This is a genomic window from Nocardia sp. Root136 (assembly GCF_001427185.1).
In the GTDB taxonomy this organism is placed as follows: Bacteria; Actinomycetota; Actinomycetes; order Mycobacteriales; family Mycobacteriaceae; genus Nocardia; species Nocardia salmonicida.
Genome location: NZ_LMFE01000005.1, coordinates 14,952 through 38,346 on the forward strand (window position 1 = coordinate 14,952; position 23,395 = coordinate 38,346).

A 23,395-nucleotide genomic window follows, 5' to 3' on the forward strand; every position below is an offset into this window, starting at 1 on the left:
CTCACCCCGTAAAACTGATCGCCGAGTTGAAGCCCCAGAGCATGATCGTGAGGACCATGTCGATGGCGATGATGGCCACCGAGCTGGCGCGCACCGCGCGACCGGAGGCGATGCCGACCCCCTCGGGACCACCGGTGGCGAAGAACCCGAAGTAGGCGTGCACCAGGATCACCACCGTGCCGAAGACCGCCACCTTGATCACCGCGGCGATCATGTCGAAGCCGGAGATGAACTGGAAGAAGTAGTGGTCGTACACACCGGCCGACTGGCCGTAGACCATCGTGAGCAGCCCGCGGCAGGCGCCGTAGGCCAGGATCAGCGCGATCAGGAAGGTCGGCACGATGGCGATGGCGCCGGCGATCACCCTGGTGGTGACGACATAGGGCACCGAACGCAGGCCGAGCGCCTCGATCGCGTCGATCTCCTCGGAGATGCGCATCGCACCGATCTCGGCGGTGATCCGGCAGCCGGCCTGTGCGGCGAAGCCGATGGCCGCCGCGATCGGGGCCAGCTCACGGGTGGTCGCGTAGGCCGAGATCACGCCGGTGACCGGGCCCATGCCGAGCATGTCGAGCGAGGCGAACGATTCGACGCCCACCGAGGCGCCCATCACCAGGCCGAGCACGATCATCATCGGAACGGTGCCGCCGCCGACGATGATCGACCCGCGACCCCAGGTCATATCGGTGACCGCGCGCAGCGTTTCGTCCCGGTAGCGGCGCAGCGTCAGCGGCACCGAAGACAGCACCTGCCAGACGAACACCGCGACGAAGCCGATCGATTCACCGGCGGTGACGATCCGCTTGCCGATGCGGGCGGGCTTGCGCAGCCAGTGCAGCGAGGTGGGGATATACGACGAGGCAGCCATCACGCCAACTTCGTCGGCAGGAACATGGCACTGATCTGGCTGGCCAGCAGGTTCACGATCGCGATCGAGACGACCGAGAGCACCACCGCCGCGTTCACCGCGTCGGCGACACCGCGCGGACCGCCCTTGGCCTCCAGGCCGCGCTGGCAGGAGATGATCACGACCAGGAAGCCGAAGATCAGCGCCTTGAGCAGCGAGACCCACACGTCACCGGCAGTCGCGAACGAACCGAACGTCGACCAGTAGCTACCCGGGGTCACGCCCTGACCGCCGACGGCGACCGCGTAACCGGCCAGCACGCCGACGAAGATGATCAGCACATTGAGCATCGGAGCGACCAGCAGCATGGCGGCCAGGCGCGGGATGACGAGCCGGTGCACCGGGTTGATGCCCATGGTGTTGAGCGCGTCGATCTCCTCGCGGATGGTGCGCGCGCCGAGGTCGGCCGCGATGGCCGCCGCGCCCGCGCCACCGAGCAGGAAGCCGGTGGCGATGGGCGCGCCCTGCTTGATCACGCCGAGGCCGCCCGTGGCGCCGAGCATGGAGTCGGCGCCGAGGCTGTGGATCAGGTTGCCGACCTGGACCGAGACGATCACGCCGAACGGGATCGCCATCAGGATCGCGGGAATGGCGGTGACCGTGATCAGGCGCCAGGCCTGCACGAGGGTCTCCCGCCACTGGAACTGCCTGCGGGCGATGTCGGAGAACGAGCCGCCGACCGATTGCTGTGCGAGATCGACCGCACGCCCGAAGGTCCGCAGCGACGACACGACGGTGTCGGTGAAATTCTCGCGGACGATCTGGGTAGCGGAATCCGGCTTCGCGGGGTGCAGATCGGTAGACATCAGAGATGCCTCCGGGCCGCTCGTGAAGCACGGGGCTTGGTGATTTTCATACCGCACTCTCTGGCTTCGGCGTCGGTGCCAACTCCAGCAAGCTAACCGGTACTCTGCGTCACAACAAAATTTCCAGTGGGTGACCCTGGTCGCTTTTCCACGATTTCCATGACAGATCTACATGCCGTGTGATCCGCAACACCTCAGCTACGGACTTGCGGCCAGGAACACAAAAGCCGCGAACAACGCCAGGTGAACGCCACTGTGCAGCAGGGTCGCGCGCCCGGGAACGATCGTCAGCGTCCCGACCACGACCGTGAGTGCGAGCAGAACCATCTGCGTAGCACCGAGACCGAGCACCAGCGGACCACTGAGCCAGATGGTCGCGATCGCGATCACCGGAATGGTCAGGCCGATGCTGGCCATCGCCGAACCGAGCGCCAGGTTCAGACCGATCTGCACCTGGTTGCGGCGCGCGGAGTTCACCGCGGCGATGGTCTCGGGCAGCAGCACCAGCATCGCGATCACCACACCCACCGCCGACGGCGGCAATCCGGCCGAGGCGATCGCCGACTCGAGCGCGGGCGAGACCACTTTGGCCAGGCCGACCACGCAGACCAGGGCGAGCACCAGCATGCCGAGACTGATCAGCGCGGCCCGATTGGACGGCGCGTGACTGTGGGCGTCGCTGTCGTCGACCGCGCCGCCGTCCTCCACCGGGAGGAAATCGTCGGGGTGACGCACCGTCTGCACCATCACGAACAGCCCGTAGAGCGCCAGCGAGGCGACGGCGGCGAAGGCCAGCTGCGCCGGCGAGAACTCAGGGCCGGGCGCACTGGTGGTGAAGGTCGGCAACACCAGACTCAGCGTGGCCAGGGTCGCGACGGTGGCCAGGGCGGCGCCGGTCCCCTCCGCGTTGAACACCGCCACCCGCCTGCGCAGCGCACCGACGAGCAGCACCAATCCGAAGATGCCGTTGCAGGTGATCATCACCGCGGCGAACACGGTGTCGCGAGCCAGCGAGGCCGCCTTGTCGCCGCCGGAGATCATCATCGTGACGATCAACGCCACCTCGATCACGGTCACCGCTACCGCGAGCACCAGCGAACCGTAGGGCTCGCCGACCCGGTGGGCCACGATCTCGGCGTGATAGACCGCCGCCAACACCGCACCGACCAGGGCGATACTCACCAGCGCGACGATCAATCCCGGCACCGAACGGCCCCAGCTGAGTACGAGCACCAGCGCGGCGAGGATGGGCACGTACATGGTCCATTTAGTCGTCAACGCGGCAATCATGACCTCCATCCTTCCAGCTACGACCGGGCACACCCGGATCCGTCGCGGCATGGATCTCGGCGATGGATTCACTCGCGCCCCCTGCATGGGGAACAATTCAGCGCGTGCGGACCCAGTTCACCCTCGAGCTCGTCGCTTTGGCCAACGATCTCACCCTGATGTCGCGCGTCGCCCATGACGCGACCGAGCGGGTCACCCAGGCGCTGGCCGGTGCCGACCTCGCTGCCACCTACGAGGTGTTCGCGCTCGACGAGCAGCTACAACTGATGTTCGCCGCCTGCGAATCCCGCACCATGGCCCTGCTCGCGCTGCAGGCGCCGGTCGCGCGCGATCTGCGCCATGTGGTGACCGCGATTCAGGTCGCCGGCGAGCTGTCGCGGATCGGTCGGCGCACCGAAACCGCTGGGCAGTACGTGTATCGGGCGCATCCGGGCGTGGTCGCCCCCGCATCGGTGATCACCGAACTGGTCTCGATGGGCACGCTCGCGGCCGCCTGTGTCGCGCGGGTGAGCGCGTCGGTGGCCAGCGGTCGATTCGCCGCCGAGGACGGCAGCGACATCGACGCGATGGACACGCTGTGCAAGCAGTTGCGCACCGCCCTCAGCGAGGCCGAGGTGAGCACCGAGGCCGCGATCGATATGGCGTTGCTGGGCAGTCAGTTCCAGCGATGCGTCGACCATGCCGCCCGTATCGCACGGCTGATCCGCTTCTTGGACACCGGGATTCCGCCGGAGTCGGGATCACTGCCCGACTGATAGATTGTGATGTCGGTCACCTCGAGTTTGCACTCGGGCGGCAACGGTCACTTCCGTCGATAGATGAACGCTATTGAGCCACAATCGGTTCCCGCTGTGCTGTGCGGAACCTCATAGCGGACAATCACTGACGACACCCGGTGCGGCCGTTAGGTTGTGCCGGTTCATTTTTCGACGGAGCGTCTGGGCGGTACGGGCATGAAGTGGTCTTCGATCAACGGCACGATCCTGGGACGAGCCCTGCTCGCCTTCGCCACGGCGGTATGTCTGGCCGTGGTGGCCGCCTGTTCGAACTCGCTGCTGGACGAGGTGAATCCGGGGCCTGGCGCCGCGGGCGCGGCGACGGTGTCGGGCAAGGAGGTCGGCGATCTGGTCGCCACCCTCGTCGTCGCGAAGGAAGGCCCGATGACGGGCTACACGCGCGAGAAGTTCCCGCACTGGGACACCAACAAGCCCGAGCACGGCTTCACCGGCGACCTGGCCAAGTACACCAAATGCACCAGCCGCGAGGTGATGATGCTGCGTGACGCCAACGGCAAGGTCACCCTCGATGCCAAGACCTGCGACTTGACGGTGGCGGCCGGTGGCGGCTGGCAGGACCACTACGGCTTCATCGACAAGAAGACCGGCCAACTCGGGCCCTACAAGTTCATCACCGATCCGTCCAAGGTCGACGCCGAACACATTGTCGCCCTTGCCGAAGCATGGCGATCCGGTGCCGCCGACCGCGACGAGGACACCCGTCGCCGCATCGCCAACGACTCGATGAACCTGGTCGCCGCCGACCCGTCGGCCAACCGCTCCAAGGGTGATCAGGATCCCGCGAACTATTTGCCGCCCGGTAACTTCCGGTGTGCCTATGTGGAGCACTACGTCAAAGTAAAGGTAAAATACGCACTGACCGTTGATACCGCCGAGCACACCGCATTGCGCACCGCAGTCGATGACTGCCTCCGCCGAGGAGAGTTCACATAAGCGAGCCCATCGAGATCACCGCCGAGAGCGCCGTCATGACCGAAGAGGAAGGGACCGTGTCCGGCGAGCTCGATGTCATGCTCGACGACGCCGGCAAGGGTCTCGTCCGCTATCGCGGCACCGATACCTGGTTCACGATCGGCAACATCGACTGCGAGCCCGCCCGTACCTGGGACTGCGTCGCCGACCTGGTGAAGGCGATCAAGAAGGACGCGGGCACCCGAGATGTCGCCGGAAACATCGTGGTCTTCGAAGCATGAGGATTCACCTGGCAATCTGGTAGTTATGCCGACTGCCTCTCGACAATCGCCGCCACCCGACATCGCCTGGTCGACGCTGTGCCGTCGGACACCGCGCGTGCTCGCCCTGATAGCGACCGCCGCGGTGCTGATCATCGCCCTCACCTGGGAGGTCACCAGCGGCATCAGCCGGATGGACACCGCGGTGCTCGACTGGATGATCGCGCACCGCGGCGAACCGCTCACCAGCATCGCCACGGTGATCACCGACCTCGGCAGCACACTGTCGATGACGATTCTGGCGTCGCTCACCGTCGGTGTCTTCGTGCTGCGGCGCAACCTGCCGGTCGCCGCCCTGGTCGCCATCACGTCGCTGGGTGCGGGAGTGCTGGTGTGGGTGATCAAACGTCTCGTCGGCCGCCAGCGACCGCCCGAGGCGTCGCGGCTGGTCTTCGAACCCAGCCTGTCGTACCCGTCGGGGCACACGCTCGGTTCCACCGTGGTCGTCGGCATCGTGGCGATCGTCCTGGTTCCGCGGATCACCCAGCGCTGGCTCCGTCTGACCGCCGCCGTGCTCGCGGTCGCCTTTCCCGTCGCCGTCGGGTTGTCGCGCATCTATCTCGGTGTGCACTGGACCACCGATGTGCTGGCCGGTTGGATCATCGGCCTGCTGTGGCTGGTCCTGTGCGTCACCGTGTTCACCCGCGTGCTGAACCCTCAGCCCACCGCGATCACCACCTTGCCGAACGAGGCACCCGAACGCAGGTAGTCGTAGGCGTCGGTGGCTTTGTCGACATCGAATTCGCGGTCGATCACCGGGCGAAGGCGGTGCTCGGTGATCACCCGGTTCATCGCCTCGAAACCGGCGCGGCTGCCGACCGCGATGCGCCGGATGGCCAGGTAGGAGGAGCCGAACGGGTTGCCCGGCAGTGCTGTTCCCGGTGCGGGCGCCATCGCGCCGACCATCGTCACCGTCGAGTTGTACGCGCCCGCTCGCACCGATTGTTCGAGCGTGGGCAGGCCGACCGCGTCGACGATGTGCTCGGCGCCGGTCCCGGTCAGGTCCATCACCGCGTCACCCCAGTTCCTGGTCACGGTGCGGTCGATCACTGTGTCGGCGCCCAGCGCGCGCAACCGGTCGGCCTTCGCCGGGCTGGAGGTGATCGAGATGACCTCGGCGCCGAGGATCTTCGCGAACTGGATCGCGAACAGCGCCACCGCGCCGCTTCCGACGGTGAGCACGCGCGCACCGGGGGCAGGCGGGACGGGTGTGGTGAGCGCCGACCAGGCGACCAAGCCCGCGCACGTCAGGGTCGCCGCCTCCGTATCGGTGAGGTGAGCGGGCACGTGCACGATCGAATCCTCTTCGACGAGTGCGTAGGTGGCGAGGAATCCGTCGTAGTTCGCGCCGTACTGTTCGGCGGCCGTGGCGAGGGTCTGCGGGCCGTCGACCCAGTGGACGAAGTAGCTCGCGGTGATCCGGTCGCCGATTTTCGCGCGGGTCACCGCGGGGCCGAGTGCGATCACCTCGCCGACGCCGTCGGAGAGCGGGATGACGCCGGCGGTGGCGGGCAACGGGTACGTGCCGTCCATCAGCATCAGATCGCGGCGGTTCACCGAGGCGGCGCGGACCCTGATCAGGACCTGATGCGGGCCCGGTTCGGGCCGCTGCTGTTCGGTCCGCGTGAGACCACCGTCGAGGCGGTAGGCGAAAGCGTGGTCGGGGTGGAGTTCGTTGTGCGGCATGGGAACAACTGTGTCGGTGAGGGTGGGACCGCGCGATTCCCTGGAGGGTATGGGCGTTGGTCTGCGGCGGGGAATGGCGGCGGCCGTCGACGCGGTTGACTCCGGTCATGACGATCGTGCTGCCGACGACCGGTTTCGGCCCCCAACTGCGTCACTGGCGCACGCTGCGCCGGGTCAGCCAGCTCGATCTGGCGATTCGGGCCGAGACCAGCCAGCGATACTTGAGCTTCCTCGAGCAGGGCAAGTCCCAGCCGGGTCGCACGATGGTGGTGCGACTGGCCGAATCGCTCGAGTTGTCGCTGCGCGACCGCAACACCTTGCTGCTGTCCGCCGGATTCGCGCCGGTATTCCCCGAAAGCGACCTGGCCGCGCCGGAATTGGCACCGGTGCGCGAGGCGATCAGCGCGGTCCTCGACGGGCATATGCCCTACCCGGCGCTCGTCGCCCGCCCGCGCGGCGAGCTCGTCACCGCCAATGCCGCGTTCGACCTGTTCACCGAGGGGGCCGCCCCGCACCTGCTGCGTTCGCCGATCAATGTCCTTCGGCTGGCCATGCACCCCGACGGCGTCGCCCCGCGCGTGCGCAACCTCCCCGAGTGGGGCAGACACATCATGGATTCGCTCCGGGGCCGCGCCGCGCACACCCCCGATCCGGCTCTCGACCAGCTCATCGCCGAGTTGTCGAGCTACCTGCCCGCCCCCTCCCCCGGCCCCGACCATGTCGGCTTCGCCGTTCCCCTCCACCTGCACACCCCCGACGGTGACCTCCGCCTGATCACCACCCTCACCTCCTTCGCGACCGCCACCGACGTCACCATCGCCGAACTCCACCTCGAGGCGTTCCTGCCCGCCGACGCGGAAACCGCGCGCATCCTGCGACTGCGCGCGGACCGGCACCGAACGAAGCAGTGATCGCGCACTGCGTGACAGCCCTCGATCACCACGGACCGAGGGCTGCCCGGATCACTGTGCGGCAGTGGCGGATTCCGCCCGCACGGGCGCATCCCAATCGATGCGGTACCGGCGTTCGGCGCCCATCGTCTTCTCCGGGTTCATCACCGTCTTGACCATGAGCGGCATCATCGCGTTCATCACCTTGCGGGCGAGGGGTCCCGGCGTCTTGCTGTGGTTGATCTTCGCCGCGCGCGCCGCGATGCCTTCCACACGGGCCCGCCGCAACTGCTCGTAGGCCGCGAAAGCCTCGGTAGGCGAGGCGATATCGCGCAGGCATCGCGCCAGCTGCACGGCGCTCTCGATCGCCAGTGACGCACCCTGTCCCGAGCTGTTCGACGGTGCGTGCACCGAATCGCCCACCAGCACCATGCGGTCGCGATACCAATGCGGCACCGGCGGCATGATGTGCAGGGCGCCGGTGATCTCGAGGTTCTGCGCCGTGGTGCGGCGGGTGAATTCGGCGCCGGGAGAGTCGGACGCGTACGTCTCGCGCAGTACTTCCAGCCAGTGCTCCGCGGGGACGGCACGAGCATCGGTGAGCGAAAGGTATTGCTTGCTCGGCAGGTTCGCGCCCCATGCCACGCGGCCGTCGGCCTGCTTCCAGTACAGGTAGTACGCCTTGGCGCCGAAGGCGAACACCATGGTGTCGTCCGGCAGGTCGAGGTCACATTCGACCAGAGCGCCGAAGCCGAGCATGCCGGTGTAGTCGGGACCGGGCGCGGCCGGGTCGATCAGACTTCGCACGGTGGAACGGATTCCGTCCGCGCCGACGAGGATATCGGCGGTGGCGGTCGATCCGTCGGTGAAGTGCGCGGTGACACCGTCAGGGTGTTCGTCGACCCTCGTCAGCCGCTTGTCGTAGCTGAACGGCACGCCCGCGGCGACCGCGTGATCGTGCAGGGTGCGGTGCAATGCACCGCGGTCGACAGCCTGTAGTGGCGGCTGGTCGGCCAGCACCGGCATGATGTGTTCACGACCGCTGACGCGCAGTCGCATCTGCGCGACCGGCAGGGCGATCTCGCGCACCGCGTCGCCGGCGCCGATGATGTCGAGCGCCGCGACGCCGTTGGGTGCCAGCGCGAGCCCGGAGCCGATGCCCTCGGAGGGGCCGGAATAGGCCTCGTAGACATGGGCGTCGATGCCTGCTTTGCGCAAGGCGGTGGCGGCGACGGGTCCGGCGATGCCGCCGCCGATGATCAATGCGGAACGGGTGGTGGACATGGGTGATCTCCAGATCTGTGTCGGCGCCACCCAGCTATCCTGTGGTTGCCTCACCTCGTGGCCGGGTGCGCCTGGTTTCGAGACGGTTTCTCGGGCTCGGTGGGGTGTTGCCGCACGCCACCGGGTCCGGGTCTTGGGGCGGGAGCTAGTCGTTCCCCCTCTCGCCGAGTTCGGGGATCTGTTCGGTGGGCATGCCGTCGACATGCCACTGCCGCCAGAGTTCGAGGCCCTCGAAGGTGCCCGCGGCGAGTTCCGCGCACAGGGAACGGGCCCAGTTCGCCTCGGCTTCCAGCATCGCCAGACCGAATTCGGACTCGACGAGGAACAGCCGGGGCAGCGTCAGCTCGGCCAGCTCGGCCTTGGTGGTCTCGATGGTTCGCTCCAGCGCCGCGACGCGGGTGCCGAGCAGCGCGATCACCTCGTCCGGCGGCAGCACCGCCAGAATCGACAGGCCCGCGGTGAACCGGTGATGTTCGGGCTCGGGCGCGGCGAGCAGCTCGCGGGTCCAGTCCGCCATCTCGGCGCGGCCCGCGTCGGTGATCCGGTAGATCACCCGCTCGGGGCGCGCGCCGTCGCGTTCGCTACCGATGACCTCGAGGAATCCGGCCTTCTCCATGTTCTGCACGACGGTGTAGAGCGAGCCCCACTTGATGTCCATGTCACGGTCTTTGCCGTGCGCGCGCAGGGTGGCGGCGATCTCGTAGCGGTGCATCGGGCGCTGCACGATCACCGAGAGCACGGCGAGCGCCAGCAGATTGTTCACTTTGCGCTTCGTAGCCATGACCGCCTCCTTACTCGTCTACGAATATACGTCTACGAGTATATGGCGGCAAGGCTTGTCCAGCGGAGTGGACGGCGGAAATCAGACTTTCGATACCTCGCTGCTATCAGCGCCCTGGTCGAGCAGCTTGGCCGCGATCTTCGACAGCGCCTCGTCGAGCAGCGCGCGGTCGACCGGATCGTCGGAGTTCCAGTCGTCGAGGCGGTCGCCGAGCCAGCGCCGCCAACCCGCCCGCAGCTTGTCGACCTCGGCGTCGCCCTCTCCGGTCAGCGAGAGGACGCCACCGTCGTCGTGTAGCAGACCCGCGTCGACGGCCTGGCGGAAGACGGGCGAGAGCACCTCAACCGGCAGCCGGTGCCGGTAGGAGATGGCGTGCACGGTGGCGGGCATACCTTCCTTGGCATAGAGGTAGGCCTGCCCCAGCGCCCATGCCGTGTCCGGACTCAGCGTGCTGCCGGAGGCCGCGATGAGCTCGGGGATGATCGGTTTCTCCGCCCTGGCCTTGCGCACCGTCGTGGCGACCGCGCGTTCCAGCTGCACCACCCGGTCGTGCGAATCGGGTACCGAGAATCCCTCGCCGACGTCACCGGCGCCGTGGCGCGCGCTGTCACGTAGCCGCACCTGTGGCAGGAACCAGGCCACCACGAAACCGACCAGCGCCACTGGCACGACCCAGCGGAACACGTGATCGATCGACAGCGCGTAGGCGTCGATGATGGGCGCGGCCTGCTCGTACGGCAGTTCTCGCAGCAGTTTCGGATTCGCGACCACCTCGGGCGGGACGCCCGGCGCCTGCGTCAGCGCGTTCTCCAGCGCGGTCTTGCTCTGGTTGGTGTAGAGCGTGCCGAAGACGGCGGTGCCGAACGCGCTGCCGAGGGTGCGGAAGAAGGTGACGCCCGAGGTGGCGGTGCCGAGGTCAGCGTAGGGCACGGTGTTCTGCACGACGATCGTGAGCACCTGCATCGACAGGCCGAGCCCGGAGCCGAGAATCAGCATGTACAGCGATTCCAGCCACACGCTCGTGTCGTGCCCCATCGTCGACATCAGGCCCAGGCCCACCGCCATCACCGCCATGCCGACGATCGGGAAGTACCGGTACTGCCCGGTTTTCCCGACCACCTGCCCGGAGAAGACCGAGGTGATGAACAGGCCGACGACCAGTGGCAGCGTTCGCACACCGGAGATCGTCGCTGTCGCGCCGTCGACATATTGCAGGTAGGCGGGCAGGTAGGTCATCGAGCCGAGCATCGCGAAGCCGACGATGAAACTGAGCACCGACGACACCGTGAACACCCGGCTGCTGAACAACCGCATCGGCAGCATCGGCGCCTTCGCCCGGTTCTCCACCAGCACGAACCCGGTGAGCAGCACCACCGCGAGCACGAACAAACCGATGATCTGCCAAGAGCCCCACGGATATTCGTTGCCACCGAACTCGAGTCCGAGGATCAGCGACGAGACACCGAGCGCCACCAGGCCGATGCCGAGGTAGTCGATCACCGGCCGGGTGACCGCGCGCAGGTGCGGCAGCGTGCGCGCCGCCATCACCACCATGACGATCGCGATCGGCACATTCACATAGAAGCACCAGCGCCAACTCGCGTGGTCGGTGAACAGCCCGCCGAGGGTGGGCCCGACGACGGTGGTCACGCCGAACACCGCGCCGAGCGCGCCCTGATATTTGCCGCGTTCGCGCAGCGGGATGGTGTCGGCGATCAGGGCCATCGAGGTGACCATCAACCCGCCCGCGCCGACGCCCTGGATCGCGCGGGCCACGATCAGGACGGCCATGCCATTGGACAAGCCGGCCAGCGCCGAGCCCGCGATGAAGATGATGCCGCTGATCTGGAACAGCAGTTTGCGGCCGAACAGGTCACCGAGTTTGCCCGCGAGCACGGTCGCGACGGCCTCGGCGAGCAGATACGCGGTCACCACCCAGGCCATGTGCCCCGCGCTGCCGAGATCGGCGACGATCGAGGGCAGCGCCGCCGAGACGATGGTCTGGTCGAGTGCGGCCATGAGCATGCCGAGCACCACGGTCGCGAAGATGATGTTGATCTTCGCCTTGCTCATCGGCTCGACGGGCTCGTCTACAGCAACACCATCCGACATTGCCTCAGTATGGGCTTTCAGGTCCGGTGCCGGACCCCAGTGACACGGCAGCAATCGCCACCGATCGCTCAGCGCACGGCGTAGTTTCCCAGGCCCGGTTCGAGCGCGTCGAAGGCGATCTCGGCATCGCGGGTCAACGCGGCGGCGATCTCGGTGTCGGCTTCACCGGCGAGCGTGCGGCGGGTGATCTCGTCGAACAACACCCGCAGCACACCGGCGAGTTGGGCCGCGGCCACGCGTGGGGTGATGTCGCCGGGCGCGGCCCCGGTCTCGGTGGCCAGCGCGACGGCCAGTGCCACCTCACGGTCGTCGTTGAAGTCGCGCACGCGGGCAGTGAGCGCCGGACTGTCGGCGATCATCCGGGCAAACGGTTCGCCGCTGAAGCCGATGAGTTGGTCGTGGGCCGCGACGGCCGTCAGATACGCGTGACGTAGCGCCGCCAGAGCAGATTGCCCCGGTTCGCGTTCGCGCACGATCGCGGCGAGTTGCCCGATGTAGACCTCGCCGAGATCGAGGGCGAGGTCTTCCTTGCGGGGGAAGTAGTTGGTGACGGTCATCTTGGCGACGTCGGCGGCCGCCGCCACTTCCGCGATGGTCACCCGGTCGAAGCCGCGTTCCAGGAACAGCGCGGTAGCGCGGTCGGAGATCTGCTCCCTGGTCTGCTGCTTCTTCCTGGCCCGTAGCCCCGGTTGCGTCATGCCACCAGCATATCTGAAGCCGTCATAAATTTACTCTTGACATATTTTTAGGTTCATTCTAAGTTTGTGTTCGTTGTACTGAGCCCATCAGTCCCACTTCTCGCCGCAGATCGAACGGGAGCCTTCTTGACCACCGCCGTCACCGCCGATCCCATTCGCGACTACCTGACCGCGATCGGCCGCACTCCCCTACTGACCGCCGAGCAGGAATACGCCCTCGGTGCTCGCATCGCCGCGGGGGCCGCCGCGCGCGCCGAGATCGACTCAGCCGGTGACGAACTCACCGCCGCGCGACGAGAACTGTTGCACCGCACCGAACTCGACGGTCTGCGCGCGAAAGATCACATGGTGCGGGCGAACCTGCGCCTGGTCGTCTCCATCGCCCGCCGGTTCCCGACCAATACCGGGATGTCGCTGCTCGATCTGATCCAGGAGGGCACGCTCGGACTGATGCGGGCGGTGGAGAAGTTCGACCACGAGCGTGGACTCAAACTCTCCACCTACGCGACGTTCTGGATCCGGCAGTCGATCGGTCGCGCGCTCACTGATCAGGGGCGCGCGATCCGGCTGCCCTCGAATGTGGCCGACGTGCTGCACCGGGTGATCCGGGTACGGCGCGAGCTGACCCACCAGCTGGGGCGGGCGGCCACGACGGAAGAACTCGCCGTCGGCGCCGAACTCACTGTCGCGCAGGTCGAAGCGATGCTGCGACACGAAGCCGAGCCGGTGTCGCTGCACGCGCCCGTCGGCGAAGACACCGATCTGGGCTCACTACTCCCCGACACCACGCCCGCGCCCGCGGATGTGGTCGCGGATCGAATGCTCGGCGGCTACGTCGAGACGGCCTTGACGGTGCTCACCGAACGAGAATCGGCCGTGATCCGGCTGCGGTTCGGCCTCGATCGCGGGGAAGGCCGCACACTGGAGGAGGTGGGTTCGGCGCTCGGCTTCTCCCGCGAACGGGCACGCCAGATCGAGGCGAAAGCCATGATCAAGCTGCGCAGACTCGCCTGCGCCCGTACGCTAGCCGGATTGCTGGGGTGAACTTCCCTCCTATCTTACTCCGGAGTAAGATAGGAGCATGGCATGGAAACCAACTGACATCGCGGACCAGTCCGGGCGCACGTTCGTGATCACCGGGGCCAATGGCGGCCTCGGTGCCGAAACCACCAAGGCGCTGGCAGGTAAGGGCGCCACCGTGATCATGGCCTGCCGCAACGCGAGTAAGGCCCAGCCCATCGCCGACGCCATCCCCGGCGACGTGCGGGTGGCCGCGCTCGACCTCGCCGATCTGGCTTCCGTGCGCGAATTCGCCGAGCAGCAGGGCGAATTCGATGTGCTGATCAACAACGCGGGCCTGATGAACATCCCCTTCTCGCGCACCGCCGACGGGTTCGAAACCCAGTTCGGCGTCAACCACCTCGGCCACTACGCGCTCACCGGACTGCTGCTCGATCGCGTCCGCGACCGGGTGGTGTCGATCGCCAGCATCGCCCACAAGCAGACGCCGAAGCTGTGGATCGACGACCTCAACTACGAGAACCGCCGCTACCAGCGCAATCTCGCCTACGCCCAGGCCAAGCTCGCCAACCTGATGTTCGGCCGTGAACTGCAGCGCAGGCTCACCGAGGCCGGCTCGGCGAAGAAGTCCTACGTCGTGCACCCCGGGGTCTCGGCAACGGATCTGTTCGCCCGCACCGAGACCCCGCTGGATCGGATCAGCAAGCCGTTCATCAGGCTCATCGGCCATGCGCCCGCCAAGGCAGCGCACTCCACACTGTTCGCGGCGACCGAACCCGACGCCGATCCCACCACCTACTGGGGTCCCAACCGTTTGATGCAGTCCCAGGGGCCGGTCGAGGCCTGCCCGTCGAGCAAGATCTCGCGTGACCCCGAACTGCTGCGCAGGCTGTGGGAGGAATCCGAGCGGATGACCGGGATCAGCTACAAGTTCTGATTCACGCCACCACCGCGAGCACGATCTTGCCGCGGGTGCGCTGATTGTCGCTGATCTCGTGGGCCTTGCTCACCAGATCCAACGGCAGCACGGTCTCCACGTGGGGTCGCAGCGCACCCGCTTCGACCAGGTCCGCGATGGCGCGCAGGCTCGCTCCGTCGGGTTCGACGATCATGAATCCGGCACGCACTCCGAGCGGGCGGGCCTGCTCGACCAAGGCCGCTTCCGCCGGGGAAGCCAGCGATACGACGATCCCGCCCGGGCGAAGCACCCGCAGGGATCGCGGGCCGTATTCGCCGCCGACGGTGTCGACCACCACGTCGACGTCGCGGGCCGCGTCGACGAAATCTGTTGTCGTGTAGTCGATTACCTCGTCGGCGCCGAGATCGCGGACGAATGCGTGATTGTCGGCGCGCGCCGTGGCGATCACATACGCGCCGCGCGCCTTGGCGATCTGCACCGCGACATGGCCGACGCCTCCCGCCCCGGCGTGGATCAACACCCGCTGACCGGGCCGCACGTCGGCGGTGTCGACGAGCGCCTGCCAGGCGGTGAGCGCGACGAGCGCCAGCGCGCCGGCTTCGGCGTGGGTGAGGTTCGCCGGCTTGCGCGCGAGATGGCGGGCCGGCGCGGTGACGTACTCGGCGTAGGTGCCCGCGGCGTGCGGCAGGCGCGGCATGCCGAACACCTCGTCACCGGGGGCGAACATCGTCACGCCGAGGCCGACCTCCTCGACCACGCCGGACACGTCCCAGCCCAGCCGGATGATCGCGCCGAACAGCCCACCGCTGCCGCGATGCCATGAATCGGTCGGGTTCACCCCGGCGGCGTGGACGCGGATCAGCACTTCCCCCGGGCCCGGCGTCGGCTTGTCGACCTCGATCACCCGCAGCACCTCGGGTCCGCCGAAGGTGTCCTGCCCGATTGCCCGCATTGCTCGTCTCCCTTGTCTCGCATGCCGTTTCGAAGGATCCGGCTGTGTGCGAACCACGATGCCGGGTCGGCAAGACGGCGACGAGTGGCAAGAAGGACAATATGTGCAAGAATCTTGCCATGCATCGCGTGGCGGTTCTGGCACTGAACGGGGTCTATCCGTTCGAATTGGGGATCCCGGCCCGGATCTTCGGCACCGCGGAAGATCCCGACGGCGCCGCGCTCTACGACGTGCGCACCTGCAGCCTCGACGGGTCGCCGGTGTCGACGAATGCCGATTTCACGATCGCCGTCGAGTTCGACAGCAGCGCGCTCGACGAGGCCGACACCGTGGTGATTCCGCCGTTCTCCACGTGCGACGCACCGGAGGAGGAGTGGATGCCCGCCGGACTGGCCGATGCGCTGGGACGCCTGCGGCCGGATACTCGCATCGTTTCGATCTGCACCGCGGCCTTCGTCCTGGCTGCTCTCGGCCTGCTCGACGGCCGCCCCGCGACCACGCACTGGAAGCAGGCAGACCGGTTCCGCACCCTGTTCCCGCAGGTCGAGATGGATGCCGCTGTGTTGTTCGTCGACGAAGGCCGCATCCTCACCGCGGCGGGCAGTGCCGCGGGCATCGACGCCTGCCTGCACCTGCTGCGCCGCGATCACGGCAGCGCGGTCGCCAATCGCGTCGCTCGCCTGTGCATCGTGCCGCCGTGGCGCGACGGCGGCCAGGCCCAGTTCATCGACCGCCCGATCCCCGAGCCGACCACCGCGACGACGGCGGCCACCCGTGCCTGGGCCATGACCCACCTCGACCGCCCGCTCCCGCTCACCGAACTGGCCGCCCACGCCCGGATGAGCGTGCGCACCTTCTGCCGCCGCTTCCGCGAGGAGACCGGTCTGCCACCGGGCCAATGGCTCACCCAGCAACGCGTCGGCCACGCCCGCCACCTCCTCGAAGCCACCGACCTTCCCATCGACCGCGTCGCCGCCGACGCGGGCCTCGGCACCGCGGCCTCCCTACGTCAACACCTGGCCACCACCATCGGCGTCTCCCCGACCGCCTATCGCCAGACCTTCCACGCCAGGACCGCGCGGTGAGCACCGCGACCTGCTCCTACGCAGCCTGTAGTAGGCGGGTACCGTGGAGCGCGTGTCCGTTCCACCTCCTCGCCCGGCGCACAATCGTCCGGCTCTGATCGCGCTGGTCTGTGTCGCCGCGCTGGGCTGTCTGGCGCTGGCCTGGTGGCAGTGGGAGCGGTACGAATCGTCGTCGGGGACCGGCCAGAATCTCGGCTACGCGCTGCAGTGGCCACTGTTCGCCGGTTTCGCGGTGTTCGCCTATGTGCGTTTCGTGCGACTGGAACGCGAGGCCGACGAGCCGACGCCGCCGCGTCCGGGCAAAGCGGAGGCGCCGCGCGAGATCCCCGCGGGCATCCTGCCGGAACGCCCCGCCGCCGCTTCGTCCGACGACCCGGAAACGGCCGCCTACAACCAGTACCTGGCGCAACTGCACGCCAGCGACATCGATGCGCAGGTCCGCACCGCCGGCTTGCACTCCCCCGAGAGGAATGCCGGGTGACCGACAACAACACCACCGCACCGTCGCTGGACACCGACTCCGCCGCCCCCGCGGGCAGCGCCCCCGCCGCCAAGATCGCCTCGGCCCTGCTGCGCTACCGCGTCCTGGCCTGGGTCACCGGTCTGTGGCTGCTGCTGCTCACCGTCGAGGTGATCGCCAAATACGGCTTCGGCGCCGACACCCCCAGCTGGATCGCGGTCGTGCACGGCTGGGTGTACTTCGCCTACCTGTTGGTCACCGCAGACCTCGCCGTGAAGGTCCGCTGGCCCATCGGGCGCACCGTCGGCACCCTCATCGCGGGCACCATCCCCCTGCTGTCCTTCTTCGTCGAACACCGCAACGCCAAGGAAATCAAGCAGCAGTACAGCCTCTGACCTCGACGAAAAGCGCCGCCGCCCCGGTGATCCGGAGCGGCGGCGCTGTCGTTGTACGGTCAGCTCCCCGAGCTCAGGCCAGGGCGGCCAGGGCGGGGATGAGCTGGGTCAGGGCGCGGCCCCGGTGGGAGACCGCGTCCTTGTCGGCGGGGGTGAGTTCGGCGGCGCTGCCGATGCCGCCCTCGGGGAGGAACAGCGGGTCGTAGCCGAAACCGCCGTCGCCGTGGGGTTCGCGGGCGATGGTGCCCGGCCATTCGCCGCGCACCACCGTGGTCGTGCCGTCGGGCAGGACCAGCGCGCAGGTGGAGACGAAGCGGCCACCGCGACGGTCGTCGGGAACGTCGCCGAGTTGGGCGAGCAGCAGGGCGTTGTTCGCGGCATCGTCACCGTGGCCACCCGCCCAACGGGCCGACAGCACGCCGGGCATCCCGTTCAGCGCGTCCACTTCGATGCCGGAATCGTCGGCCACGCAAGGCAATCCGGTCGCGACGGCACCGTCACGCGCCTTCGCGATCGCGTTCTCCTCGAAGGTGGCGCCGGTTTCGGGCGCCTCCTCGTAGGGCGGCACCTCGTTCAGGCTCACCAATTCGACTCCGGCCACGCCTGCTTCGTCGAGAATTCGGCGAAGCTCTGTCAGCTTCTTGGCATTTCGGCTGGCGACCAGCACGCGCGCGGCCACGACTACTTCTTCGCGGACAGCTCGGGCAGGGCGCCCGGGTACGGCAGCGCCAGCGCCGCCTTCTGGATCGCGAACAGCTGCTCGGCGCCGTGGAAGGCCGAGTCGAGCATCTTGTCCAGGGTCGAGCGCGGGAACGTCGCGCCCTCGCCGGTGCCCTGGATCTCGACCAGAGTTCCGGTATCGGTGGCCACCACGTTCATGTCGACCTCGGCGCGCGAGTCTTCCTCGTAGGGCAGGTCGAGGCGAACGCGCCCATCGACCACACCCACGCTGACCGCGGCGATCATGCACGAGATCGGCTGTGGGTCAGCCAGTTTGCCCGCGGCGGCCAGGTAGGTCACCGCATCGGAGAGCGCCACATAGGCGCCGGTGATCGCGGCGGTGCGGGTGCCGCCGTCGGCCTGCAGCACATCGCAGTCGAGCGCGATCGTGTTCTCGCCGAGCGCGGCCAGGTCGATGCAGGCCCGCAGCGAACGCCCGATCAGCCTGCTGATCTCCTGCGTCCGCCCGCCGACCTTGCCCTTCACCGACTCCCGACCACTGCGGGTGTGCGTGGCGGCGGGCAGCATCGCGTATTCCGCGGTCAGCCAGCCCAACCCCGAATCCCGGCGCCACGGCGGCACCCCCTCGGTGACGCTCGCGGTACACATCACCCGCGTCTGCCCGAATTCCACCAGCACCGAACCCGCCGGGTGCGTGGTGAAACCCCGAGTGATCTTCACGTCGCGGAGTTCGTCATCCGCCCTACCATCAGCTCGTCTAGACACGCTGGACAGACTAACCCGTACCTCGCCACCTACGACCCCAGGTCCGCCATGATCGCGTTCCCGGCCAGCGGATCCTCGCCGCGCCTACAGGTCGAACGTCTCGCCCGGCGATACCGCGTGCACCGGCCCCGAGAACGCCGCCTTGGCCTCCGCGATCACATCTTCGCGCGAAGTCCACGGCGGGATGTGGGTCAGCAACAGTTCCTTCGCCCCGGCGCGGGTCGCGATCTCGCCCGCCTCGGTTCCCGAAAGATGAATTCCCGCAGGACGATTCGCCGGATCATGGGTCCACGACGCCTCGGCCAACAGCACGTCGGCGCCCTGCGCCAGCTCGACGACGGCATCGCACATCGCGGTGTCGCCGGTGTAGACGAAGACGCGACCGTCGGCGGCGGTGATCCGCAGCCCGTAGGACTCCGGCGGGTGGAACATCCGCCGAGCTTCCACCGTGTGACCGGGACCGAACGGGATCGGCGTGTTCTCGACCCAGGCCTGCGAGTCGATCACGTCGGACCAGTCGTCGGTCTCGCCCCCGATCTCGGCGGAGGCGTTTCCGATCCGCAACGGCGCATCGGACGGCCCGCGTACCAGGGCCTTACCGGTCGGCGGATTCGGATGGTAGCGACGCCACACCAGCAGTGCGGGCAGATCCAAGCAGTGATCCGCGTGCAGGTGGGTGAGGAAGATGTCGACATCGGCGGGGTTCATGTGCTTCTGCAGCGCGCCGAAGATCCCGGGGCCGAAGTCGATGACTGTCGGCCGCATATCGGGGCCCGTCAGCAGGTAGCCCGACGCTGGAGAGTCCGGGCCGGACACGCTGCCCGAGCACCCGAGGACGGTAAGGCGCATGCCCCCATGCTGCCACGACGTGCTGGTACTCAATGCAGGATCCCCCCAATTTCCAGACCGGATCCCCGGCTACCGCGTTGGTGCTGCGCGGCCGACCGATGCTCCACGGCGGCGTCGACGTTCATCTGACGAGAGTACCCAGCCCGCGAGCACTCCACCCACCGCCCCGAAAAGATGTCCCTGCCAAGAAATTCGAGGGTCGCTCGGCAGCACGCCCCACAGCATCGAGCCGTAGAACACCAGGATCACCAGCCCCACCACGATCTGGCCCACATTGCGCGCGAACCACCCGCGACAGATCAGATACGTCAGCCAACCGAACACGATCGACGACGCTCCGACGTGCACACTCCCCGTCGACCCGGTGAGCCAGGTGCCGACGCCCGCGATCACCCAGATGATCGCCGTCGCGGCGATCCCCCGCCCGATCCCGGAGAGCAACACGAGGAACCCGAGCACCAGCAACGGCAGCGTGTTGGCGAACAGATGGTCCCAGCCGCCGTGCAGCAGCGGCGCCCAGAGAATGCCGTCGAGCCCGGCCACCTCACGCGGTTCGATCCCCGCCGAGTCCAGTTCGCCGGGCGCGCCGGGAGGTGAATCGTAGGAGAGCACCATGTCGACGCCCTCGATCACATACAGCGACCCCACGAAGCCCAGAATCACCACCGCGGCCCGAATCCACGACCCGCCTCGCGACGCACCGACGCTCGGACTCGCGTTATCGAACGAGGCACCCACCCCACCGCTCACCGACATCGCCTCCACTCCGGCAAGGGACTGTCGAACAGCCCGTTGACCAGAGCGTACCGAAGCCGGGCGGCATCCGGTCAGGCCCAGAGTTGCCCGTCCAGCTTCTCCTCGGCTTCGTCCAGCGTGCCGTCGTATGCCCCGGTAGACAAATACTTCCACCCGCCATCGGCGACCACGAACGCGATATCGGCCCGTTTGCCCGCCTTCTGCGCCTTCTTCGCGATGCCGAGCGCGGCGTGCAGAATCGCCCCGGTGGAGATCCCGGCGAAGATTCCCTCCTCGCCGACCAGTTCACGAGTCCGCTTCACCGCGTCGTAGGGCCCCACCGAGAAACGGGTGGTCAGCACTTTCTCGTCGTAGAGTTCCGGAATGAATCCCTCGTCGATATTGCGCAGGCCGTAGACCAGCTCGCCGTACCGGGGTTCCGCGGCCACGATCTCGATATCGGGCACCTGTTCACGCAGATACCGACCGGTGCCCATCAGGGTTCCGGTGGTACCGAGCCCCGCGACGAAATGCGTGATCTCCGGCAGATCGGCCAGCAATTCCGGCCCGGTGTTCTCGTAGTGCGCGAGCGCGTTGGCCGGGTTGCCGTACTGGTACAGCATCACCCAGTCCGGATTCCGCGTCGCGATCTGCTTGGCCATCGCCACCGCTTGATTGGACCCACCCGCCGCGGGCGAGTCGATGATCTCGGCGCCGAACATCGTCAGCAATTGCCGCCGCTCCACCGAGGTGTTCTCCGGCATCACACAGACGAGCCGGTAACCCTTGAGCTTGGCCGCCATGGCCAGTGAGATCCCGGTGTTGCCGCTGGTCGGCTCCAGAATCGTGCATCCGGGGGTGAGCAGCCCGTCGGCCTCGGCCTGTTCGATCATCCGCAGCGCGGGCCGGTCCTTGATCGACCCCGTGGGATTGCGGTCCTCCAGCTTGGCCCACAGCCGCACGTGATCGTCGCCGTCCCACTGGGGCGACAGTTTCTGCAATCCGACGAGCGGGGTGTTGCCGAGCGTCGCGATCAGGGATTCGTAGCGGGCCACGGTGTCAGGCGCCGCCGGCCACGGCGGGCAGGATGGTCACCGACGCGCCCGCGGGCACCTCGGCGTCCAGACCACCCGAGAAGCGCACGTCCTCGTCGTCGACGTAGATGTTGACGTAGCGGTTCAGCTTGCCGTCCGACAGCAGCTTCTCGGCCAGCCCGGGGTGGTTGGCGTCGAGGTCGGAGATGAGTGCCGACAGCGTCGAGCCCTCGCCCTGCACGCGCTTCTCACCTCCGGTGATACCGCGCATGATGGTCGGAATAGACACGGTTACCGGCATGGGGACTCCTCGGGGTGGTGACTTTTCTCGGACGGGTTCAGTAGGACTCGACGATGCGCACCGGTTCTTCGGTGACCTCGCCGTCGACGATGCGGTAGCTGCGCAGTTCGTGGGACTGCGGATCGCGCGTGGAGACGAGCACATAGTGCGCGTCCGGTTCGGCGGCGTAGGAGATGTCGGTGCGGCTCGGGTAGGCCTCGGTGGCGGTGTGTGAGTGGTAGATGACGACCGGCACCTCGTCGGCGTCGTCCATCGCGCGCCACACGCGCAGTTGTTCCCCGGAATCGAACCGGTAGAAGGTGGGCGAGCGTTCGGCGTTGACCATCTCGACGAAGCGTTCGGGCCGGTCACTGCCCTCGGGACCGGCGATGATGCCGCAGGCCTCGTCGGGGTGGTCGGCGCGGGCGTGCGCCACCATCGCGTCAACGAGATCGGCCCTGATCACCAGCACTTGTCGACCCTTTCCACATCCTGCATGCGTGCTGTCGAGCACCTTCCTCGACAACGACTCACCCTATTCGGGTATTCCGCGGGGCATGCACTCCGGTCCCGGCCGGGTCGTCACCGCAGGCGCGGAAAGTCGCCGAAGGGCTGGTCCGCAGGTGGTTCGGGCTGCATCGCAGCCTCACCGACCGAGGGTGGGCGACGACTGCCGATCAGCGCGGAAACAAGTCGTAGTAGGCAGGAATTCCGGCGATCGAGGTCGCGGCGAGCACTGCGTCGACGACGGCGCGCTCGACGACCACCGCCGCGGCTGTACACAACTGGTCGAGCAGCAGCAGATCAGTGGGAAACGCGGGTGGCAGCGGGAGCGGGGGGACCTCGATCGCGCCGGTGGACAGCGCGAACAGGGTGTCGCCGTCGAGCGGGGAATGCACGGGTCGGATCGCCCGGGCGAGTCCGTCGTGCCCGGTGGCGGCCATCCGTCGACAGCCGGCCGGGTCGAGGGCGGCATCGGTGGCGATCACGCCGATCGTCGTGTTGAGAACCATGCTCTTCGCGGGTAGCGCGGCCAGTGCGGCGATCTCGTCCGGTGTCCCCTGCCGCAACCCGAAGAAGTCGGGTCCGTCGGTGCCGACGCCCCACGGCAACCCGGTGCGCGGATCGACGACCGACCCGACGGGATTGGCCACGATCACCGCGCCGACGGTCACCCCGGCCCCAGGGCCGTCCGCGAGAACCACACTCGCCGAACCGATTCCGCCCTTGATCGCGCCCGCACGCGCGCCGACACCGGCACCCGCGGTGCCCCTGGCGAACTCGGTCGACGCCGCCGCGGCCGCGCCATATCCGAAATCGGCGTCGGGCCGGATGCCCCAGTCACCGACCGGCAGATCGAAGATCACCGCGCCGGGCACGATCGGCACCACCCGACTCGCGTCGGTCGGGTCCATCGGAATGCCCTCGCCGTGTTCCTCCGACCAGCGCATCACCCCGTCGGCGGCGGCCAGACCGTACGCGCTGCCGCCGGTGAGGAGCACCGCGTGGAGTTGGCGGACGGTGTTGGCGGGGTCGAGCAGGTCGGTTTCCCTGGTGCCCGGACCGCCGCCGCGGACGTCGACCGAAGCTGTCGCGCCGCCGGGGACCCGCACCACGGTGCAGCCCGTCGCGGCGCCGGTACCGAGGGTGACTTCGTCGTCGAGGGCTTGGTGATGCCCGACCAGCACCCCGGCGACATCAGTGATCGAGTTGCGTGCCCCCGTGCTGCTGCGCATT

The 23,395-nt window shown here is 67.8% G+C and carries 27 protein-coding genes; 10 read left to right on the forward strand and 17 right to left on the reverse strand.

Features of this window, described 5'->3' with window-relative positions; genetic code table 11:
* Position 1: 1 nt before the first annotated feature.
* The 3 genes from ASD42_RS16875 to ASD42_RS16885 form a co-directional block, all read right to left on the reverse strand.
* Entirely contained in the window at positions 2-868 is an 867-nt protein-coding gene (locus ASD42_RS16875; protein ID WP_056817772.1) for an MlaE family ABC transporter permease, read from the reverse strand.
* Positions 868-1,713, reverse strand: a complete 846-nt coding sequence (locus tag ASD42_RS16880) for an MlaE family ABC transporter permease (protein WP_056817774.1) — start codon at positions 1,711-1,713, stop codon at positions 868-870. The genes ASD42_RS16875 and ASD42_RS16880 overlap by 1 nt, the downstream gene beginning before the upstream one ends.
* Before the next feature lie 198 nt (positions 1,714-1,911).
* Positions 1,912-3,003: a calcium:proton antiporter gene (locus tag ASD42_RS16885; protein WP_200950473.1), complete on the reverse strand. Its 1,092-nt coding sequence runs from the start codon at positions 3,001-3,003 to the stop codon at positions 1,912-1,914.
* A 104-nt stretch (positions 3,004-3,107) separates the two neighbouring features.
* Between ASD42_RS16885 and ASD42_RS16890 the strand changes: the two genes are divergently transcribed.
* The 4 genes from ASD42_RS16890 (at position 3,108) to ASD42_RS16905 (ending at position 5,741) form a co-directional block, all read left to right on the forward strand.
* Positions 3,108-3,758, forward strand: a complete 651-nt coding sequence (locus ASD42_RS16890; protein ID WP_056817778.1) for a phosphate signaling complex PhoU family protein — start codon at positions 3,108-3,110, stop codon at positions 3,756-3,758.
* A gap of 198 nt (positions 3,759-3,956) precedes the next feature.
* The gene (locus ASD42_RS16895; protein WP_056817780.1) at positions 3,957-4,733 is read left to right on the forward strand and encodes an HNH endonuclease family protein; all 777 of its coding nucleotides are present in this window, start codon (positions 3,957-3,959) and stop codon (positions 4,731-4,733) included.
* 35 nt (positions 4,734-4,768) lie between these two features.
* Positions 4,769-4,993, forward strand: coding sequence for a hypothetical protein (locus tag ASD42_RS16900; protein WP_084504764.1), 225 nt, complete (start codon positions 4,769-4,771; stop codon positions 4,991-4,993).
* A 25-nt stretch (positions 4,994-5,018) separates the two neighbouring features.
* Positions 5,019-5,741 carry a phosphatase PAP2 family protein gene (locus ASD42_RS16905; protein WP_162256213.1) on the forward strand — a complete coding sequence of 241 codons (723 nt, stop codon included), beginning with the start codon at positions 5,019-5,021 and terminating at the stop codon, positions 5,739-5,741.
* On the opposite strand, the gene ASD42_RS16910 is transcribed toward ASD42_RS16905, so the two are convergent.
* The gene (locus ASD42_RS16910; protein ID WP_063893665.1) at positions 5,690-6,718 is read right to left on the reverse strand and encodes a zinc-dependent alcohol dehydrogenase family protein; all 1,029 of its coding nucleotides are present in this window, start codon (positions 6,716-6,718) and stop codon (positions 5,690-5,692) included. The two genes, ASD42_RS16905 and ASD42_RS16910, sit on opposite strands and share 52 nt — an antisense overlap.
* A 107-nt stretch (positions 6,719-6,825) precedes the next feature.
* Here ASD42_RS16910 and ASD42_RS16915 point away from each other — a divergent pair, with 107 nt between their 5' ends.
* On the forward strand, positions 6,826-7,629 hold the full coding sequence (locus ASD42_RS16915) for a helix-turn-helix domain-containing protein (RefSeq protein WP_056817786.1): 804 nt from the start codon (positions 6,826-6,828) through the stop codon (positions 7,627-7,629).
* A 51-nt stretch (positions 7,630-7,680) separates the two neighbouring features.
* Here ASD42_RS16915 and ASD42_RS16920 read toward each other — a convergent pair whose 3' ends face one another.
* From ASD42_RS16920 to ASD42_RS16935, 4 genes are all read right to left on the reverse strand, one after another.
* A complete protein-coding gene (locus tag ASD42_RS16920; RefSeq protein WP_056817789.1) occupies positions 7,681-8,892 on the reverse strand; it encodes an FAD-dependent monooxygenase in 1,212 nt (403 codons plus the stop codon).
* 145 nt (positions 8,893-9,037) lie between these two features.
* Positions 9,038-9,673: a PadR family transcriptional regulator gene (locus ASD42_RS16925; RefSeq protein ID WP_056817790.1), complete on the reverse strand. Its 636-nt coding sequence runs from the start codon at positions 9,671-9,673 to the stop codon at positions 9,038-9,040.
* 81 nt (positions 9,674-9,754) lie between these two features.
* Positions 9,755-11,785 carry an MDR family MFS transporter gene (locus ASD42_RS16930; RefSeq protein ID WP_235569633.1) on the reverse strand — a complete coding sequence of 677 codons (2,031 nt, stop codon included), beginning with the start codon at positions 11,783-11,785 and terminating at the stop codon, positions 9,755-9,757.
* A gap of 68 nt (positions 11,786-11,853) precedes the next feature.
* Positions 11,854-12,483 (reverse strand): TetR/AcrR family transcriptional regulator, encoded by a 630-nt coding sequence (locus ASD42_RS16935; protein WP_056817793.1) that lies wholly within the window; start codon positions 12,481-12,483, stop codon positions 11,854-11,856.
* A gap of 126 nt (positions 12,484-12,609) precedes the next feature.
* On the opposite strand from ASD42_RS16935, the gene ASD42_RS16940 reads away from it, so the two are divergent.
* Both ASD42_RS16940 and ASD42_RS16945 read left to right on the forward strand, forming a co-directional pair.
* A complete protein-coding gene (locus tag ASD42_RS16940) occupies positions 12,610-13,527 on the forward strand; it encodes a sigma-70 family RNA polymerase sigma factor (protein WP_056817795.1) in 918 nt (305 codons plus the stop codon).
* Positions 13,528-13,564: 37 nt separating this feature from the next.
* Positions 13,565-14,440, forward strand: coding sequence for an oxidoreductase (locus tag ASD42_RS16945; protein WP_056817797.1), 876 nt, complete (start codon positions 13,565-13,567; stop codon positions 14,438-14,440).
* 1 nt (position 14,441) lies between these two features.
* Here ASD42_RS16945 and ASD42_RS16950 read toward each other — a convergent pair whose 3' ends face one another.
* A complete protein-coding gene (locus ASD42_RS16950) occupies positions 14,442-15,374 on the reverse strand; it encodes an NADP-dependent oxidoreductase (RefSeq protein ID WP_056817799.1) in 933 nt (310 codons plus the stop codon).
* Positions 15,375-15,475: 101 nt separating this feature from the next.
* On the opposite strand from ASD42_RS16950, the gene ASD42_RS16955 reads away from it, so the two are divergent.
* From ASD42_RS16955 to ASD42_RS16965, 3 genes are read left to right on the forward strand one after another with little or no spacing between them, the layout of a single operon-like run.
* Complete coding sequence (locus ASD42_RS16955) at positions 15,476-16,459, forward strand: GlxA family transcriptional regulator (protein WP_200950474.1); 984 nt, start codon at positions 15,476-15,478, stop codon at positions 16,457-16,459.
* A 52-nt stretch (positions 16,460-16,511) separates the two neighbouring features.
* A complete protein-coding gene (locus ASD42_RS16960) occupies positions 16,512-16,940 on the forward strand; it encodes a hypothetical protein (protein WP_056817865.1) in 429 nt (142 codons plus the stop codon).
* 26 nt (positions 16,941-16,966) lie between these two features.
* A complete protein-coding gene (locus ASD42_RS16965) occupies positions 16,967-17,314 on the forward strand; it encodes a DUF3817 domain-containing protein (RefSeq protein ID WP_056817867.1) in 348 nt (115 codons plus the stop codon).
* A gap of 73 nt (positions 17,315-17,387) precedes the next feature.
* On the opposite strand, the gene rdgB is transcribed toward ASD42_RS16965, so the two are convergent.
* The 8 genes from rdgB to ASD42_RS17005 form a co-directional block, all read right to left on the reverse strand.
* Positions 17,388-17,993, reverse strand: a complete 606-nt coding sequence (gene rdgB, locus ASD42_RS16970) for an RdgB/HAM1 family non-canonical purine NTP pyrophosphatase (RefSeq protein WP_056817801.1) — start codon at positions 17,991-17,993, stop codon at positions 17,388-17,390.
* A 2-nt stretch (positions 17,994-17,995) separates the two neighbouring features.
* Entirely contained in the window at positions 17,996-18,760 is a 765-nt protein-coding gene (gene rph / locus ASD42_RS16975; protein ID WP_056817802.1) for a ribonuclease PH, read from the reverse strand.
* Positions 18,761-18,844: 84 nt separating this feature from the next.
* Positions 18,845-19,609, reverse strand: coding sequence for a cyclic nucleotide-degrading phosphodiesterase (locus ASD42_RS16980; protein ID WP_056817804.1), 765 nt, complete (start codon positions 19,607-19,609; stop codon positions 18,845-18,847).
* Positions 19,610-19,678: 69 nt separating this feature from the next.
* Positions 19,679-20,365, reverse strand: coding sequence for a rhomboid family intramembrane serine protease (locus ASD42_RS16985; protein ID WP_082844349.1), 687 nt, complete (start codon positions 20,363-20,365; stop codon positions 19,679-19,681).
* Positions 20,366-20,436: 71 nt separating this feature from the next.
* Positions 20,437-21,399, reverse strand: a complete 963-nt coding sequence (locus ASD42_RS16990) for a PLP-dependent cysteine synthase family protein (protein ID WP_056817806.1) — start codon at positions 21,397-21,399, stop codon at positions 20,437-20,439.
* Positions 21,400-21,403: 4 nt separating this feature from the next.
* Positions 21,404-21,679 carry a MoaD/ThiS family protein gene (locus ASD42_RS16995; protein WP_056817808.1) on the reverse strand — a complete coding sequence of 92 codons (276 nt, stop codon included), beginning with the start codon at positions 21,677-21,679 and terminating at the stop codon, positions 21,404-21,406.
* A 37-nt stretch (positions 21,680-21,716) separates the two neighbouring features.
* Positions 21,717-22,130 carry a Mov34/MPN/PAD-1 family protein gene (locus tag ASD42_RS17000; RefSeq protein WP_056817810.1) on the reverse strand — a complete coding sequence of 138 codons (414 nt, stop codon included), beginning with the start codon at positions 22,128-22,130 and terminating at the stop codon, positions 21,717-21,719.
* Between the two features lie 205 nt (positions 22,131-22,335).
* Positions 22,336-23,394, reverse strand: coding sequence for a P1 family peptidase (locus ASD42_RS17005; RefSeq protein ID WP_056817812.1), 1,059 nt, complete (start codon positions 23,392-23,394; stop codon positions 22,336-22,338).
* Between the last annotated feature and the right edge of the window lies 1 nt (position 23,395).